Below are 14,997 nucleotides of genomic sequence, written 5' to 3' on the forward strand. Positions count from 1 at the left end.
AATCACCGACTTGCGGACCCCGCCCGCCGCCTAGTAATTCAGCCCGGAGAACATCACCCGGCCGGGGTCATATTTCTGTCGCACCGCGCTCAGCCGGGACAGGTTCGGGCCGAAATAGCGCGCCGGCGACTGGTTGGCCTCGATGTAGTTCACGTAGCCACCGACCGAATACTGTTGCACCGCTTGGTGTGCCGTGCCGAGCCAGTTCGTCGCCGCCGAAGGATCGCCGGTTTCGACGTACCACTGCACCAGCGCCGACTGCCGGCGCCAGGGAAAGGCCGTCGCTCCCGGCGCCACCGTGGCGAGGGCGCCGTCGAGCGCGTGCATGATCGCCAACATGCGCCCGGCCCCGCGGGGAAAGGCGTTGACCGCCGCGGCGATCCCCTGTGCCACGCCCGCGTTGACGGTGGAAAAGACGTCCGATCCGCCGACATAGCCGAGCGGCGAAGGGTTGAGGTTCCCGACGGCCAGGTAGTTCACCAGGTCCATGTAGTTGAAGGTGTGGTTTTCGGTGCCGGAGGGCTGCATTCCGACCGCTTGGGTGATGGCTGCGGCAGTGCTATTGCCCGATCCGGCCGGGGAGGTGGCCATGATCCGGCAATGCATGCCCGTCGCGTCGACGGTGGCGTCGGCCAGCGCCCAGCTGTTTCGGTCGGCGGTGCGCAGCCAGTTCTGCCATCCGACGAGGACCTGCGCGAACGACTCCGGCGGGAAGTTGAGGTTGACGACGTCGACGTCCTTGGTGGGGAACGTGGCGAAGGTCAGGGAGGTCGTCACACCGAAGTTGCCGCCACCGCCGCCGCGCAGCGCCCAGAACAGGTCGGGGTTGCTGGCGGCGGAGGCGGTGACCGCCTGGCCGTTCGGCAGCACCACCGAAGCCGACGTCAGCTGGTCACAGAGCAGGCCCGCATGCCGGGATTGGGCGCCCAGGCCGCCGCCCAGCGCGTGCCCGGCGGCGCCGACCGACGGGCAGGTCCCGGTCGGGACGCCCCGGCCGGCCGCGGCAAGCGTCCGGTGCATCGTGTACAGGCTGGTGGCCGGCGTCACGGTGACCTGCCCCGTGGCGGCGTCGTAGTTGGCATCCCCGGGCAGCTGGCGCAGATCGAGCACCATGGTCCCGTTCGCGGTCGACGCTCCGATGTAGGAGTGCCCGCCACTGCGCGGAGCGACCTTGAGGTTGTGGGCGGCGGCGAACGCCATCGCCTTTTGCACGTCGGCCGCCGACGTCGGGGTGACGACCGCCGCCGGCGTGGGCCCGTTGTAGTTGGTGTTGAAAACCTGTTTGGCGCTGGCGAATTGGGGGTTGTCCGGAAGCAACACCTTGCCGCCGAGCGCGGTGGAGAGTCCTTCCCACCCCGACGGCCGGGGATCGGCGACAGCCCGGGGTGCGCCGAGCACCGCTCCGGCGGCTAACGCCCCGACGGCGCCCCGCAGAAACGTCTGCCGTGAGATTTCACGCGCCAACGCCGGGCTCCCGCGACTGCCTCATGCCCCGAATTGTCGACCACGAGAACCGCGGCGGCGCATGACATGTCGACGGTTGACCGAAACGTGCCCCAACCGTTATCCGGCGCCCTTGCCGTTGTCGACGCGATAGACGGCGCCGTGGATAGCCGCCGCGGCGTCGCTGGCGAGGAAGGCGATCACATTGGCGACGTCGAGGGGCTGCATCATGCCCCGTGGTGAGGCCGTGCGCATGATCAGGTCGTAGTTCGGATTTTCGGGCGCACTGAACTGTTCGATTTGCGGTGTGAGCATGCCGCCGGGGCACACCGCGTTGACGCGAAGGCGATCCGCCGTGTACTCCACGGCCAGCGCGCGGGTGAGTCCGATCAGCCCGTGCTTGGCGGCGCAGTATCCCGCCGAATACGCCTGGCCCTCAACACCGGCGATCGAGCTGACGTTGACGATGTTTCCGCCTCGCTCCAGCAGGTGGGGCAGCGCGGCCCGGCAGAGAAAGAAAGGACCGCTCAGGTTGACCGCGACGTCCTGCTCCCAATCGTCGTCGGTCATCGACTCCGTGCGGCGCATCTGATGCTTCCCGGCGACGTTGACGAGAACGTCCAAACCGCCGAAGTCGCGGACGCACCGCTCGACCGCGTCCCTGCAGGCCGGCGCCGAAGCGATGTCCACCGACGCGTATCCGCCGCGTTCCACGTCGGCGAACACGTCGGCCAGGCGTCCGGCATCGCGGCCGATGCCGAAAACCGTTGCGCCCTGCCGCGAGAACAGCTTGGCCGTTTCCGCGCCCAGGCCCGACGACGCCCCCGTCACCAATGCCACCTTGTCCTGCAGCGCGGCCATGCCAGCTCTCTTCCCTCGTCGCGGCGGTTCGATGCGGCCCGATGCTCCGGGCAGCCTAGTAGGACCGCATCCGCACGACGCTACCCCGCAGAAGCTCAAGTGGGGCAACCGGTCTGGATCTTCGCCTACCGGTGAACATCCTCTCGAGCTGCAGGCTCTGCTCGAGCCGGCGTGCCGTGATCATCGCGACCAGGTTGATCGCCAGCTTGCCCAGCGCGATCCGGCTGGTGCGCTTCCTCCAGCTTGGCCGCGTGGAGCCCGCACGACGGCCGAAGTAGTAGCCGATGCACGTCGCTGTCGTGAGCGCGCAGATTGCCGCGATTACCGTCACGTGATGAGCGTCCTTCGTCACGGTCGCGGGAAGGTCACACGCCGGCCACACTCCGGCCAACAAGTCTCAGGCGCGGCGGATTGGCATAGCACCTGCCGATTCAAACAAGCTGGGCCTCAACGCAATGCGTTTCAGTCGATATCGAGGCCGCCCGACGCCATGATCAGGACGCGGCGGTCACCACCGACATGGGGATATTCGTCGTCGGGCAGGGCGACTGAGAGTTGCTGTTCTGCCCAGTCGGCGGGGTCGGCCTCCACCGGCAGAACGTCGTCCAGCGCCCCGGAGTATTTGCGCGCACGGCTGTTGAGCATGGCTTGTTCGATCACGGCTACCCCTTCCTTCGCGACTGATGAATAACCCCGACTGTCAACACGTTTGAGTCCTGCGAGGGTGGGCCGCCCGCCCCCGGACGAGTCGCCTGGCTATGGCAGTGGCCGAACCTCATCCGTGCGGGACCGAGGTAGTGCCCACGGAATTGCCCGGGTCGGCGGACTGGCCCATTCATCCTCGTTGTGATGTCATCACCTGCCTTTCTCCATCGTGGTGTCATCGGGTTTGGCCGATGGCCGCCTCGGAGGGCTGCGCTGCACGGCGCGCACATTGGGTGCGGGTGCACGCCACGGCGGTGCGCATACCTCCCAGGACCGACCAGGTGACCGGGGCCCGAGCAGGGCGCACCCGGCCACTGGTGGCGCCGGTGGCCGACGGAGCAGGGTGACTGACGCCGCGCACAAGATGGCGTCGACCTCGGCCATCAGCACCGACACCTCGGCATCATCGGCCGGCAAGAGCCCTGTCTGCTGGCTTGGTGCTGCCTCGATGACCGTGCCGGGCGCTGCTGTCCCGGTGCCGCGGTGCGTCATCACCAACCCACGTTCTGTCAGCATCGCACCGGCCCATCACGCGCTGATTGCGGTCTGCTGCCTATCCCCGCGGTTGACCGCGATCTTGCGCGGCTTGGCCTTCTCGGCCACCGGGATACGCAAACGCAGGACCCCGGCGTCGTAACGCGCATCGATATGCTCGGTGTCGAGATTGTCGCCGAGCACCAGTTGCCGACTGAACACCCCACGCGCCCGTTCGGTTGCCAGCATCTCCCGGCTTGGATCGACATCGGGGCGCTCGGCGCGCACCGTCACCACATTGCGCTCGATGTCGAGGTCCAGCGACTGCACATCGATTCCCGGCAGATCGAATTCGACCACGAACTGCTCGCCGTCGCGCCAGGCATCCATCGGCATCGCGGCCGGGCGCGCCGCGGTGCCGGATACCTGCTGAGTGAAGCGGTCGAGGTCACGAAACGGATCGCTACGAACCAACATGGTCGTCACCTCCAACACTCCCATCCAGTATCTGTTCGCATCGGTTATCTATGCCTTACGGCATAGTTTTTATATATCTCGACTCGGCGATCTTGGCAAGGGCCCGTGAAGAATTTCCGGTTCACAGTTGCCGAGAGATGTTGCCGGCCACCGCATGCAGCCGGAGATCGGGTCGACACGTCCGGGCCCGCGGCGGCCTCTTCGGCGCTGGACTGGTACTGCGCGATCGCGGAGTCGCCGGTACTGTACGCCTGTACAGCGCGCTACCGGTGTCACAATACAACGAATCGGCTGAGCGAGGAGAGCATGGCAGCATCTGCGCGGCGTGTGGGCGCCGAGACGTCCAAGACCCGGGACACCCTGCTCGACCATGTCGAGAAGATGATGCTCGACGAGGGCTATGCGAGCGTGACCTACCGCGCCCTGGCCTCGGCCGCCGGGGTCACGCCCAGCCTGGTGCAGTACTACTTCCCGACGCTCGACGACATTTTCCTCTCGGCGATCCGCCGCTATTCCGAACGCAGCCGTCGACTGCTCGACAAGGTGCTCGAGTCGCGCCCCGATGATCCACTCCGCGCCTTGTGGGAGTTCAGCCGGACCGAGGCGTCGGGCGCATTGATGACGGAGTTCATGGCCCTGGGCAATCACCGCAAGTCCATCCAGGCCGAGATCGCCGCGGTGACCCAAGCCACCCGCAAACGTCAGGTCGATGCGCTGGTCGCCAAATTCGGCAAGAGCGCACGCCCGGGTGGACACTTCTCGCTGCCCGCCCTGCAACTGCTGATCTCCGGGCTGCCCAAGTTCCTCAACCTCGAAGAGGGCATCGGGGTCAAGACCGCCCACAAGGAAGTCACCAACGCCTTCGAGAAGTACCTGGACTCGATCGAGCCGGCCCCGGCTCCGAAACGTAAGACCGCCCAACGGCGTTCACGGTAGCGCTAAAGGCGGGCTTTCCACGGAAGCCGGATCGCTCAGGCCCTGCGGAACTGTGTAGCACTCCGCGGTGCCGCTTCGGCTAGCGCATCACGTGCGCACACCGGGTGTGCGGATGGACGTCGAACAGGTCGCGGTAGGAGGGTGGTTGCCGGCCGTCTTCGTCGTGGATGCCGTATTTGACGGCCAGTTCCGCGCCGATGAGGGTCTGGCCGCTGAGTTCGAGGCATTGGGGGTCGTTGTAAAGCGCCCAGATCACATGCCCGGTGAGTTCGGGCGTTTCGGCGCTGTCAAGGATGTGCCCGAACTTCTCGGGGTTGTTGGCGATGATGGCGCGGACGCGGTCGGTGAGCAGTGATCCCATCCAGATCGATACCGCCGTGATCCCAGTGTCTTTGAAGTCGAAGGCCATGTCGGCGGCCATCTTGTCGACCGCGGCCTTCGGCACTCCGTAGGCGGGTCCGAAGGCGTAGTGCACCGACCCCGACGAGGAGGTGAAGGCCACCAGGCCGCGTCGCTGCGGGAGCATCAGGGGTGCGGCATAGACGGTGGCGACGTAGCTGCTGCGCACGCCGACGTCCAGGGTGTCGATGACGTTGAGCGGCTCTTTCCAGAACTTGGTGCGCCCCATCATTTCGTCGCGGATGATGGCGGCGTTGTTCACCAGGATGTCGATGTGGCCCTGTTCCTGCTCGATCCGGGCGAACAGGGCCTTGACCTGATCGTCATCGCCGTGATCGACACGCACGGCGATGCCCTGTCCCCCTGCGGCGCTGACCATTTCGGCCGTCTGGTGGATCGTGCCGGGCAGGGCGGCGTCGCGGGCGTTCTCGCTGCGGCCGGTGACGTACACGGTGGCGCCGTGCTGTCCGAGGGCGTGGGCGATGCCGGCTCCGGCGCCGCGGCTGGCTCCGGTCACGACGGCCACGCACGGTGCGGACGACATGGGAGTTCTCCTGCCTGTCGGATCAGCCGACGATCGCGGGCATGGAGTCCCAGCCCCGGACGGTCGATGTGCGCGAACGGCGCGCGTTGTCCATGTCGATGGTCCACTCCGGGAATCGCTTGAGCACCTCTTCGAGCGCGACGCGGCCCTCGAGGCGGGCCAGTGGCGAGCCGACGCAGAAGTGGGCGCCGCGGCCGAAAGTGAGGTGACCGCCCGGCTTGCGGCGGATGTCGAACCGGCTGGGGTCCTCGAAGTGCCGTTCGTCGCGATTGGCCGAGGCGAGCATCAGCAGTATCGCGCTACCGGCCGGCACGATCTGCTCCTGGAACGCGACGTCCTCGGCTGCGACGTAGCGCGCGACGTGCGGCCCGGGCGGCTCGAAGCGCAGCAGTTCCTCGATCGCCGTTGGGATCAGCGAGTGGTCTTCGGCGAGTTCCTTGCGTTGGTCGGGGTGTTCGGCCAGGACCTTGCCCATCCACCCGAACAGCCGACCGGTGGTCTCGACGCCGGCGCCGGCGACTACGGCGAGGAAGATGACCAGCTCTTGCTTGGTCAGCTTGCGCGTGGTGCCGGTTTCGTCGTCGAATTCGACGTTCAGCAGCTCGGTGATCAGGTCGTCGGACGGGTGCTTCTCGCGCCACTCGACGTATTCGCCGAACATCTCGCCGGTGAAGTAGTGCTCCTTGTCGATGTGCATGGGCTTGCCGGCTTCGTTGCGCAGTACCGCGTTGGCGTGGGCGCGCACCGCGGGCTGCTCGGAATCCGGGATGCCGGCGAGCATCCCGATCGTTTTCATCGGGAGTTCGGCCCCGAGGTCCTCGACGAAGTCGAAGCGTTCACCGCCAACCAGCGGGTCGAGACAGGCGGTGCAGAACGCGCGCACCTTGTCCTCGATGGCGCGCATCTTCTTCGGTGTGAATGCGCGCGACACGATGGCGCGGTGGATGGTGTGCACCGGGGGATCTTCATTGATGAAGACGCCTGCCGGGATCACCGGATCGGTGAGCACGACTTCGAGGATGTCGCCCTTGGCCGAGCTCAGGCGAGTGGTGTCCTTGAGTGCCGCGTCGACGTCGGCGTAGCGGCTGATGCCCCAGAAGTTGTGCCGCTCGTTGTAATAGACCGGGGATTCGTCGCGAAGCCGGCGATACGTCGGATAGGGGTCGAGGTCGATCTCGACATCCCAAGGGTCGTAGTACAGGTCGCTCATCTGTTGCCTCCAAAGTTGCTGCCGGGCAGCATGATTCGTCCGAGGATCCGCCTAGATGACGGCGCCGCCGTTGACCCCGATCACCTGGCCGGTGATGTAGCCCGCGCCGTCGGTGCACAGGTAGGAGCACAGCCCGGCGACGTCCTCGGGCGAGCCAAGGTGGCCGGCGGGAATCGCCCGCGTGAGGTACTCGGTCGGCGGCAGCTTTTCCAGCCGCTGTTGTTCGCGCAGCATCGGGGTGTCGATCGCGAACGGCGGAATCGTGTTGGCGGTGATGCCTTTTCCGGCATAGTCCCGCGCGACGGTCTTCGTCAACGCGATCACCCCGCCCTTGGTAGCCGAGTAATGACCCTGACGTGGCGCGCCCTGTTGCCCGGCCGCCGAGGAGATGGTGACGATCCGCCCCCAGCCGCCGGGCACCATGTCCGCGAGGCCGGCCTGCAGGCTCAGGAAGGTGCCAGTCAGGTTCACCGCCAGAAACCGATTCCACTCCGCCAGGGTGATCTGGTCGAACCGCGTGAAGCCGCCGATGGCCGCGCTGGTCACCAAGATCTCGACGGGGCCGAACTGTGCCCGCACCGTGTCGAACGCGGCGTGAACCGACGCTTCCTCCGATACGTCGACACCGACCGCGACGGCCTTGCCTCCCGCCGCGTGGACCTCGGCGACGACCTTGGTCGCCGCCTCCTCGTTCAGGTCGAGGACCGCCACCCGGTGCCCGCCGGCGGCGAGCGTCGTGCAGATCGACTGACCCAGGCCCGATCCGCCACCGGTCACCACCGCCACGCGGTTCATGTCAGACACGCTCCTTGCCGCACCGACACCCGGTGCTATACGACTGTATAGTGAAACTAGCGCCGTAGGCAAGGCGGCCGCCCTTCGTTGATGCTGTACAGTTGTATTGCGTCTGTTTCGCGTCGCGACGATGGGAAGTGGTGTTGTGGACGACAGGTTCTCGATGCAGGGGCGGGTTGCCGTCATCACCGGCGGCGGCACGGGGATCGGCCGGGCTTCGGCGCTGGTCCTCGCCGAATACGGCGCCGACGTCGTGCTCGCCGGCCGCCGGGAGGAACCGCTGAAGGCGACGGCCGCCCAGATCGAGGCGCTGGGACGGCGGGCACTGGCCGTGCCGACCGACGTGACCGATGCCGCGGAGTGCCGGTCCCTCGTCGATACCACGTTGGCCGAATTCGGGCGCCTGGATGTGCTTTTGAACAATGCCGGCGGTGGTCAGACCAAATCTCTGATGAAGTGGACCGACGACGAGTGGCATCAGGTGCTGGACCTGAATCTTTCCAGTGCGTGGTATCTGTCGCGCGCGGCCGCCGAACCGATGATCGCCGCGGGCAAGGGTGCCATCGTCAACATCTCTTCCGGCGCCAGCCTGTTGGCCATGCCGCAGGCGCCGGTGTATGCCGCCGCGAAGGCCGGGCTGAACAATCTCACCGGCTCGATGGCCGCGGCCTGGACCCGCAAGGGGGTGCGGGTCAACTGCATCGCCTGCGGCGCCATCCGCACGCCCGGCTTGGAAGCCGACGCCGACCGTCAGGGCTTTGACGTCAACATGATCGGACAGACCAACGCGTCAGGCCGCATCGCCGATCCGGATGAGATTGGTTACGGGGTACTGTTTTTCGCCTCCGATGCCTCCAGCTACTGCTCGGGCCAGACGCTGTACATGCACGGCGGGCCCGGCCCCGCCGGCGTCTGAGACACACGGGAGATGCGACGTCTGCTGGGGTTAGAACCGCCGACCGGATACCAACCGAGGCGATCTACCTCGTCGCTTGTCACGGATGTTCACCACCGTTCGACGGGGACGTCTTCGATCGTCAGCGGACGTGCGTAGGAGGGGTCGGTCCGGTCCCACTTGCCCTTGATGAAGCCCTTGACGGCGCCGGAAGCCAGCACCGAGGAATCGCCGCTCATCATCCATTCCAAGGTGCAGCGGCGCAGCGCGATCTTCCATACCCCGTCGCGACGCTCCAGGCGATCGAGGTAGCGCCCGCCCATCAATGACACGATCTTGCCGCCCTTGGCCCGCATCACCCCGATGACATAGCTCTCCGCATGGGCTTCGTCGCCGTTGATCTCGCAGGTGTGGGTGGTGATGTTGTGCAGGTGGTCCTCGAAGACCATGCTGTGCGCGTTGTTGGCCCAATCCCCGTACTCGGGGCCGAGTTTCACGGTCGGACCGTGTTCGTCGACGCCGTCCTCGAAATAAACGCTGCCCATCAGTTCCGCGTCGTGGCGGTCATGCCCACGGGACTGGTTCATCACGCAGTCGAGGATGGCGGTGCGATCCTCCAGGTATTGCACCCGCTGCCGCAGTTGCTCGAGCTCGTCGCCGTTGGTCATGGCGGTCCTTCCGCTGAGATCGGATTGCGCTGTACACCTGTATAGCACACGGTGAGGTCGACCTCATACGCGGTCTTCGGGCGATGGTGGGTAGAACAGGTTCCCGTCGTCATCAAGGCGAGCGTGTTCGTTTAGGACGGCTGGCCTCGTCGAGGTGTTGGACATGATGTGCATGACCTCAATCCCGGCGACCAGCAATGCATCCGTGATCAACCTGCGGTGGCAGCGCCACGGGACCGCCTCGCTGCACATGATTGCCGGCCGTTGTCCGGTCGCTAGTTCGATCAACTCGTCGAGGCCTTCTTTGAAGTCGGGCGTGTGCATGTAGTCGGCGTAGTCGCGAAACGCCTTGACGCGCCACGCGCCGTTACGGCTCGACACGCCCGCGGGTGTGTGGCGTCTGCCGCCCAGCTTCGGCATCCATCGGTAGCCGATGTCGGACGGCAGCGCTTCGGCGATTGCGTCCTTGTTCCACTGCGGATACTTTCGGGACGCCGGGAACGAACGCACATCGGCGAGGTAGGTGATCGCGTTGGTGCGCAACATCGTCAAGAGTTCGTCGAACTCGCGTGTCGAATGGCCGATCGTAAAAACCTGGTCGGTGCTCACCGAGCCCCCCTCGTCGCCAGCCGTCGAACTCCTCGATCGGGGGAGCCCACTTTTTATTGTCCGGGACCGGTGCGCGGTTACGGCGCCTTAGATGCGCCGCTTCAGCTGCCAAAGTTATCCGTTCGTCATGTGATTGCCCGACGCGAAATGCCTTCAGGTTCCAAACAATATGGCGGACGTATCCGCGTCCGGAGGTTTGACGATTTGGCTGACACCAAACCGGTTCGCTACGTCGGATCTGTATGACACGAGCGCGGTCCCTGGCCAGCCGCAAAACCAGTCCGGCTTTTACTACGGCGCGGCGTCCGGGCATAGGTCGGCCGCGGCAAAGCGCACTGCGGCAGTGGCCTGGTCGTGGCTAAGCGCCGAGCTGCCGTTGGAACGCGATCCGGTGACCAACTCATCGGCGATGCGGCCGGGCGCCTCGCCACTGTAGAGCCGCCAGCAGATGGCGTTGCCAAACCCCACCAGGTCGAAGTTATGGGGGTCGTCGCGGCTGCCGATGCCGATGCTGTTGATGTCGGTGAGGAAATCATCGGCTCCTTGCGCGTGGGCCGGGGTGGCCCCCGCGGCTCCGGCGCCTAGCAACGCCCCAACCGCGAGCGCCATGCACGTCCGGCCGATGTCTCGTCTTGTGTCCGCCATGGATGCCTCTCCTTGTTCAATCGTTGGCGGCCAGCTCGGTCAGGTCGATGTCGGGCGTCATTGGCGGGCCTCCGGCAGCGGGGTGGTGGTCACCGCTTTTGGGACCACAGCGGCGCCAAGCAGGGCGAGGCCGTGTTGGAGCGCGTCGGCGGGGACGTCGTCGACGAGGTGGTGCATGACGATCAGGCCGTGCATGAGGGAAAGCACGGTGGCGGCGGTGGCGCGGGTGTCGGCGTCCGGCGGGAGGTGCCCGCCCTCGCGCCAGCGTTCGGCCAGTTCGGTGATGTGGTCGAGAGTTTCCCGATAGAGCGAGCGGGCACGTTTTTGGAGGAACGGATCGCGCAGGGCTTCGGCCCAGGTTTGCAGCGCGATCCGGGTCATGTCGTAGTCGGGATTGCTTGTCCTGCTGTCCAGTTCGGCCACCAACAGGGACAGGGTTTCGGCCGGCGTGGGACAGGGGTCGCGACCCAGCACTGCCACGAAGATGCCGCGCACCTTTGCCAGTCCTTCGTCGACGGTGGCCGTGATGAGCTCATCTTTGCTGCGGAAGTACCGGTAGACCGCGCTCGAGGACATTCCGGTCGCGGCGATCACATCGTCCATCGAGGTGGCGTGGAAGCCGCCGCGCGAAAAGCACGTCCACGCACTGGTGAGAATGTGCTGGCGGCGTTGCGCACGGGTCTGCTCGCTGAGGCGGGGCACAAAACACAGGCTAAACGAAAACGATCGGTTGCGCTATCGGGCAGTCCCGGCGTACTGTCAGGCTCAAGAAGAAACGATCACTCTCGTTTGGGGGCCAGGATGCTGCTCTGCCATGCCTCTGCTCATGACGCCAACGATTGCGGTGTCGGTCGCTACGGCGAGCTGTCGTGATCGACCTTGCCCGAGCGCGCATGATCGTGGACGCCGCGCTGGACCATGCGCGGCGCGCCGAGTTCCCCCCGATGACGGTCGCGGTGCTTGATGCCGCGGGCCGGCTGGTGGCCTTCGCCTCAGAAGACGGTTCGAGTTTGCTGCGCGGACGCATCGCCCAGGCCAAGGCCCGCGGGGCGCTGAATATGGGTGTGGGCAGCCGAAGCCTGGCCGCGCGGGCGGTTTCTCATCCGGAGTTCGTCAACTCGCTGGTGTCGCTGGCCGGCGGCGACCTGGTGCCCGTCGCCGGCGGCGTGTTGATCCGCGACGCCAACGACGACGTCATCGGTGCCGTCGGGGTCAGCGGCCACGACCCCGACAACGACGAAGCGTGCGCGATCGCGGGCATCGCCGCCGGGGGTCTGCGCGCCGATCCCGGTAGCTGACCCAACAGCCGTCCCTGTCCGCGAAAGGAACCCCCAGCCGATGTTCGACACACCGAATCGCCTGCTGGCCATGATCGACAACCGGCAGCTGCCGGTGGGCATGCAGTGCTTCACCGGCAACCACACCCTGATCGAGGTGATGGGGCGCACCGGTTTTGATTTCGTCTGGCTCGACAGCGAACACTGCGACATCAACCCCCGCGCGCTGGAGGACACCATCCGCACCGCCGACGGGGTCGGCCTCACTACGTTGGTGCGGATCCCCGAACCCGGCGACGGTACCGCCGCGCGGCGCGCGCTGGAGGCCGGCGCCGCCGGGGTGGTGGTGCCGATGGTGCGGTGCGCGGCCGACATCCGCGGTGTGCTCGACGCGGTGACCTATCCGCCGGCGGGCAAGCGCGGTATCTGCCCGGCCTACCGGGCGGCAGGGTATTCGATCCGCATGTTCGGCGAGTACGCGGCCTGGAATGACGCCAACGTGCTCGTCGTCCCGCTGATCGAAACCCTGGATGCGCTGGACAACATCGAGGAGATCTGCGCGATCGAGCAGGTCCGGATCCTCGGATTCGCTTCCGGCGAGCTCGCTTTCGCTCTCGGCGAGGGAAGCCGGATGCACAGCAGCACCAAGGTGCAAGACGCCTACCAGAAGGTCAAGTACGCCGCGGCCCGCCACGGTGTGGTGCTGATGGGCGGGCCGATCCTGGACCCCAGCGCGCAAAGCTGCACCAAGGCACTCAGGGACGGCATCGCCGTGTTCTGCCTCGGCATCGACGTGATGGCCTTTCGCCGGGTCTGCGAAGACACCATCGCGGCGGCGAACGCGTCGGTCGCCGCCCACCCCTCCTTCACCCGGTCCGCCGCACCCGAGAGCGGTTTTCCCGCCCAGTTTTGATCAACGACCCGCCTCGTCAACGAAAGGGCATAACCATGGCCGCACTGCACCGCTACGTCGTCGGACCCGACGTCGAGGGCCGCTCGGCGATCCTGGAAACCGAACCCACCAACACCCAGTCCAAGGAGGGCTTCTTCTGGCGCGCCACCCTGTGGGCGACACGAGAAACCCCGGTCGACAACAGCATTGACGGGGACCGGTCCCTCGACCCGGGGGCCAGTCGTGAACCGTTCCCGAACGGCATGTTGGTCCGGGCCCTGGAGATCTGGCCCGACAAGGATCCCCAGGAGCTGCGCGAGGAGTTCGCCGAGCTCAACGAGCAGGTCGGGCAAAAGCACCAGCCCAGCGACACCGACGCGCAGCGGCACCCCACCATGCACCGCACCGACACCCTCGATGCGATCACCTGCGTGCGAGGCGAAATCTACTTGGTCACCGACGTCGACGAGGTCCTGATGACCCCGGGTGACACGGTGATCATCCGCGGCGTCAACCACGGCTGGAGCAACCGGACCAACCAACCATGCCTGCTCGTCGGCTCGATGATCGACGCCACCCCGCCCGACAAACGACAGCCGTGAACGCAAGCGCCGTAACATACCTCGAGAAACAGGATCCACGATGACCCGCAACGTGCGTACTGCGCAAGGACTGGTGTCGGGCGCCGAAGAAGGCGGCATCCACCGATTCCTCGGCATTCCGTACGCCGCCCCGCCGGTCGGAGCCCTGCGCTGGGCGCCCCCGGCCCCGCCCGCCCCGTGGGACGGGGTTCGCGATGCCACGAGATTCGGCAACGCCGCGATACAGACCGTGGATACCGGCTTCGATCCCGGCGCGCCGCAAAGCGAGGACTGCCTATATCTGAATGTGTGGACCTCGACCCTCGATTCCGTTGCGCGCCAACCGGTCATGGTGTGGATCCACGGCGGCGGATTCCTCAACGGCGCCTCCTCAATGAGGCTGTGGTCCGGCGAGAATCTGGCCCGGCGCGGTGTCACGGTGGTCTCGCTGAACTACCGGCTGGGAGCGTTCGGGTTTCTGGCTCACCCGCAGGCCGGCACCAACTTCGGGCTGTTGGACTGGGTGGCCGCGCTGACCTGGGTGGCCGAGAATATCGCCGCATTCGGCGGTGACCCGAACAACGTGACGGTCTTCGGGCAGTCCGCCGGCGGCGCCGCCGCGCGCGCGTTGCTGCACACCCCCTCCGAGCGCGGCCTGTTCCAGCGGGCCGTCGTGCAAAGCGCCGGCTATGAGGATTACGCAGTCGTCGGGTCCCGGTCGTATCAGCGCGTCACCACGGCCAGCCAGCGACTGTTCGACCAGCTGGGCAGCACCGACATCGCTGAGCTACGCCGGGTGCCGGCCGAACAGGTGCGCCAGGCCTCGTTCGACCAGTGCGGCATCAACCCGCCACCCGGTCAGGTGCACACCCCGGCCAACCTCGTCTGGTACCCGACCGCCGACGGAGTGGTGATGGCCGAGGACTTCGCCGGCTGGCCCGCCGACGTGCCGGTCATGATCGGCTGCACCGAACACGAGGGCCGCTTTTTCGTCCAGCCCACCCTGCTGTATGCCCATCCCGAGCTGGACCCCGCCCACGTGTACACTCAGGACACCCTCGCGCACATGGCCCGCGCGCTGGGCGGCGAGCGCGCCGAGGACATCCTCGCCCACTACGCCGCCTCCCGGCTCAGCCCCTATGAGGCGCTGGCCGATCTGATCACCGTCGCAGTGTGGCACGAGCCGGCCCTGGCCAGCGCCGAACGCTTCGCCGCGCTGGGACGACGGGCGTACCATTACCGCTTCGCGCGGGTCTCCCCGGGCGCCCGCAAATCGGGACTGCTCGCCAAACACAGCGCCGAGATTCCCTACCTGTTCGGCGGGCTCGAACCGCCCGCCAGCTACGACGAGATCGACGCCGCAGTGTCCGACGCCGTCCAACACGCCTGGGTGGAATTCGCCCGCACCGGCGTGCCCCGCACCCTCGACGGCACCGAATTCCCCCGCTACGACCTCACAAAAAGGCAGGTCGCGGTCATCGACGATGCCACCGACCTCCGCCCGCTGGACGCCAACCCCGTCACCGACATGATCCACACCCTGCGCACCGTGCCCGCCAACCGGTGAGACACCGCTCGGAAAGCAA

General features: G+C 66.6%; 18 protein-coding genes. 6 read left to right on the top strand and 12 right to left on the bottom strand.

Going from position 1 to position 14,997, the window contains the following annotated elements:
- Positions 1 to 30 precede the first annotated feature (30 nt).
- The 5 genes from JF781_RS06390 to JF781_RS06410 form a co-directional block, all read right to left on the bottom strand.
- Positions 31 to 1,464 carry an FAD-binding oxidoreductase gene (locus tag JF781_RS06390; RefSeq protein ID WP_225327748.1) on the bottom strand — a complete coding sequence of 478 codons (1,434 nt, stop codon included), beginning with the start codon at positions 1,462 to 1,464 and terminating at the stop codon, positions 31 to 33.
- Positions 1,465 to 1,563: 99 nt separating this feature from the next.
- On the bottom strand, positions 1,564 to 2,304 hold the full coding sequence (locus tag JF781_RS06395) for an SDR family NAD(P)-dependent oxidoreductase (RefSeq protein WP_225327747.1): 741 nt from the start codon (positions 2,302 to 2,304) through the stop codon (positions 1,564 to 1,566).
- Positions 2,305 to 2,359: 55 nt separating this feature from the next.
- Positions 2,360 to 2,635, bottom strand: a complete 276-nt coding sequence (locus JF781_RS06400; RefSeq protein ID WP_225327746.1) for a hypothetical protein — start codon at positions 2,633 to 2,635, stop codon at positions 2,360 to 2,362.
- A gap of 131 nt (positions 2,636 to 2,766) precedes the next feature.
- Positions 2,767 to 2,964: a hypothetical protein gene (locus JF781_RS06405; protein ID WP_225327745.1), complete on the bottom strand. Its 198-nt coding sequence runs from the start codon at positions 2,962 to 2,964 to the stop codon at positions 2,767 to 2,769.
- A 573-nt stretch (positions 2,965 to 3,537) separates the two neighbouring features.
- Positions 3,538 to 3,960: an Hsp20/alpha crystallin family protein gene (locus JF781_RS06410; protein ID WP_225327744.1), complete on the bottom strand. Its 423-nt coding sequence runs from the start codon at positions 3,958 to 3,960 to the stop codon at positions 3,538 to 3,540.
- Between the two features lie 306 nt (positions 3,961 to 4,266).
- Between JF781_RS06410 and JF781_RS06415 the strand changes: the two genes are divergently transcribed.
- The gene (locus JF781_RS06415) at positions 4,267 to 4,896 is read left to right on the top strand and encodes a TetR/AcrR family transcriptional regulator (protein ID WP_225327743.1); all 630 of its coding nucleotides are present in this window, start codon (positions 4,267 to 4,269) and stop codon (positions 4,894 to 4,896) included.
- A gap of 79 nt (positions 4,897 to 4,975) precedes the next feature.
- Here the strand turns inward: JF781_RS06415 and JF781_RS06420 are convergent, their stop codons facing one another.
- The 3 genes from JF781_RS06420 to JF781_RS06430 are packed head-to-tail and all read right to left on the bottom strand — an operon-like array spanning position 4,976 to position 7,844.
- Positions 4,976 to 5,839: an SDR family NAD(P)-dependent oxidoreductase gene (locus JF781_RS06420; protein WP_225327742.1), complete on the bottom strand. Its 864-nt coding sequence runs from the start codon at positions 5,837 to 5,839 to the stop codon at positions 4,976 to 4,978.
- A gap of 22 nt (positions 5,840 to 5,861) precedes the next feature.
- Positions 5,862 to 7,049 carry a cytochrome P450 gene (locus tag JF781_RS06425; RefSeq protein WP_225327741.1) on the bottom strand — a complete coding sequence of 396 codons (1,188 nt, stop codon included), beginning with the start codon at positions 7,047 to 7,049 and terminating at the stop codon, positions 5,862 to 5,864.
- Between the two features lie 51 nt (positions 7,050 to 7,100).
- Positions 7,101 to 7,844 carry an SDR family NAD(P)-dependent oxidoreductase gene (locus JF781_RS06430; protein WP_225327740.1) on the bottom strand — a complete coding sequence of 248 codons (744 nt, stop codon included), beginning with the start codon at positions 7,842 to 7,844 and terminating at the stop codon, positions 7,101 to 7,103.
- 145 nt (positions 7,845 to 7,989) lie between these two features.
- Between JF781_RS06430 and JF781_RS06435 the strand changes: the two genes are divergently transcribed.
- Positions 7,990 to 8,760: an SDR family NAD(P)-dependent oxidoreductase gene (locus JF781_RS06435; protein ID WP_225327739.1), complete on the top strand. Its 771-nt coding sequence runs from the start codon at positions 7,990 to 7,992 to the stop codon at positions 8,758 to 8,760.
- An 89-nt stretch (positions 8,761 to 8,849) separates the two neighbouring features.
- Here JF781_RS06435 and JF781_RS06440 read toward each other — a convergent pair whose 3' ends face one another.
- The 4 genes from JF781_RS06440 to JF781_RS06455 all read right to left on the bottom strand — a co-directional run bounded on the left by JF781_RS06440 (position 8,850) and on the right by JF781_RS06455 (position 11,363).
- Complete coding sequence (locus JF781_RS06440) at positions 8,850 to 9,407, bottom strand: nuclear transport factor 2 family protein (protein WP_225327738.1); 558 nt, start codon at positions 9,405 to 9,407, stop codon at positions 8,850 to 8,852.
- A gap of 63 nt (positions 9,408 to 9,470) precedes the next feature.
- Entirely contained in the window at positions 9,471 to 10,016 is a 546-nt protein-coding gene (locus tag JF781_RS06445) for a DUF488 family protein (protein ID WP_225327737.1), read from the bottom strand.
- Positions 10,017 to 10,307: 291 nt separating this feature from the next.
- Positions 10,308 to 10,661: a DUF732 domain-containing protein gene (locus tag JF781_RS06450; protein ID WP_225327736.1), complete on the bottom strand. Its 354-nt coding sequence runs from the start codon at positions 10,659 to 10,661 to the stop codon at positions 10,308 to 10,310.
- Positions 10,662 to 10,718: 57 nt separating this feature from the next.
- The gene (locus JF781_RS06455; protein ID WP_225327735.1) at positions 10,719 to 11,363 is read right to left on the bottom strand and encodes a TetR/AcrR family transcriptional regulator; all 645 of its coding nucleotides are present in this window, start codon (positions 11,361 to 11,363) and stop codon (positions 10,719 to 10,721) included.
- Positions 11,364 to 11,530: 167 nt separating this feature from the next.
- On the opposite strand from JF781_RS06455, the gene JF781_RS06460 reads away from it, so the two are divergent.
- From JF781_RS06460 to JF781_RS06475, 4 genes are read left to right on the top strand one after another with little or no spacing between them, the layout of a single operon-like run.
- Positions 11,531 to 11,959, top strand: coding sequence for a heme-binding protein (locus JF781_RS06460; RefSeq protein WP_225327734.1), 429 nt, complete (start codon positions 11,531 to 11,533; stop codon positions 11,957 to 11,959).
- A 40-nt stretch (positions 11,960 to 11,999) separates the two neighbouring features.
- Positions 12,000 to 12,851 (top strand): HpcH/HpaI aldolase/citrate lyase family protein, encoded by an 852-nt coding sequence (locus JF781_RS06465; protein WP_225327733.1) that lies wholly within the window; start codon positions 12,000 to 12,002, stop codon positions 12,849 to 12,851.
- Positions 12,852 to 12,886: 35 nt separating this feature from the next.
- Positions 12,887 to 13,432 (top strand): cupin domain-containing protein, encoded by a 546-nt coding sequence (locus JF781_RS06470; RefSeq protein WP_225327732.1) that lies wholly within the window; start codon positions 12,887 to 12,889, stop codon positions 13,430 to 13,432.
- Between the two features lie 40 nt (positions 13,433 to 13,472).
- Positions 13,473 to 14,978 carry a carboxylesterase/lipase family protein gene (locus JF781_RS06475; RefSeq protein ID WP_225327731.1) on the top strand — a complete coding sequence of 502 codons (1,506 nt, stop codon included), beginning with the start codon at positions 13,473 to 13,475 and terminating at the stop codon, positions 14,976 to 14,978.
- The last annotated feature ends 19 nt before the right edge of the window (positions 14,979 to 14,997 follow it).

Source organism: Mycobacterium sp. WUMAC-067, assembly GCF_020217485.1.
Classification (GTDB): Bacteria; Actinomycetota; Actinomycetes; order Mycobacteriales; family Mycobacteriaceae; genus Mycobacterium.

What these genes read in the sequence shown, in the direction of transcription:
- JF781_RS06395 (WP_225327747.1), bottom strand. Translation starts at nt 2,304, where the DNA reads ATGGCCGCGCTGCAGGACAAGGTGGCATTGGTGACGGGGGCGTCGTCG.
- JF781_RS06410 (WP_225327744.1), bottom strand. Translation starts at nt 3,960, where the DNA reads ATGTTGGTTCGTAGCGATCCGTTTCGTGACCTCGACCGCTTCACTCAG.
- JF781_RS06415 (WP_225327743.1), top strand. Translation starts at nt 4,267, where the DNA reads ATGGCAGCATCTGCGCGGCGTGTGGGCGCCGAGACGTCCAAGACCCGG.
- JF781_RS06420 (WP_225327742.1), bottom strand. Translation starts at nt 5,839, where the DNA reads ATGTCGTCCGCACCGTGCGTGGCCGTCGTGACCGGAGCCAGCCGCGGC.
- JF781_RS06425 (WP_225327741.1), bottom strand. Translation starts at nt 7,049, where the DNA reads ATGAGCGACCTGTACTACGACCCTTGGGATGTCGAGATCGACCTCGAC.
- JF781_RS06430 (WP_225327740.1), bottom strand. Translation starts at nt 7,844, where the DNA reads ATGAACCGCGTGGCGGTGGTGACCGGTGGCGGATCGGGCCTGGGTCAG.
- JF781_RS06440 (WP_225327738.1), bottom strand. Translation starts at nt 9,407, where the DNA reads ATGACCAACGGCGACGAGCTCGAGCAACTGCGGCAGCGGGTGCAATAC.
- JF781_RS06450 (WP_225327736.1), bottom strand. Translation starts at nt 10,661, where the DNA reads ATGGCGGACACAAGACGAGACATCGGCCGGACGTGCATGGCGCTCGCG.
- JF781_RS06465 (WP_225327733.1), top strand. Translation starts at nt 12,000, where the DNA reads ATGTTCGACACACCGAATCGCCTGCTGGCCATGATCGACAACCGGCAG.
- JF781_RS06470 (WP_225327732.1), top strand. Translation starts at nt 12,887, where the DNA reads ATGGCCGCACTGCACCGCTACGTCGTCGGACCCGACGTCGAGGGCCGC.
- JF781_RS06475 (WP_225327731.1), top strand. Translation starts at nt 13,473, where the DNA reads ATGACCCGCAACGTGCGTACTGCGCAAGGACTGGTGTCGGGCGCCGAA.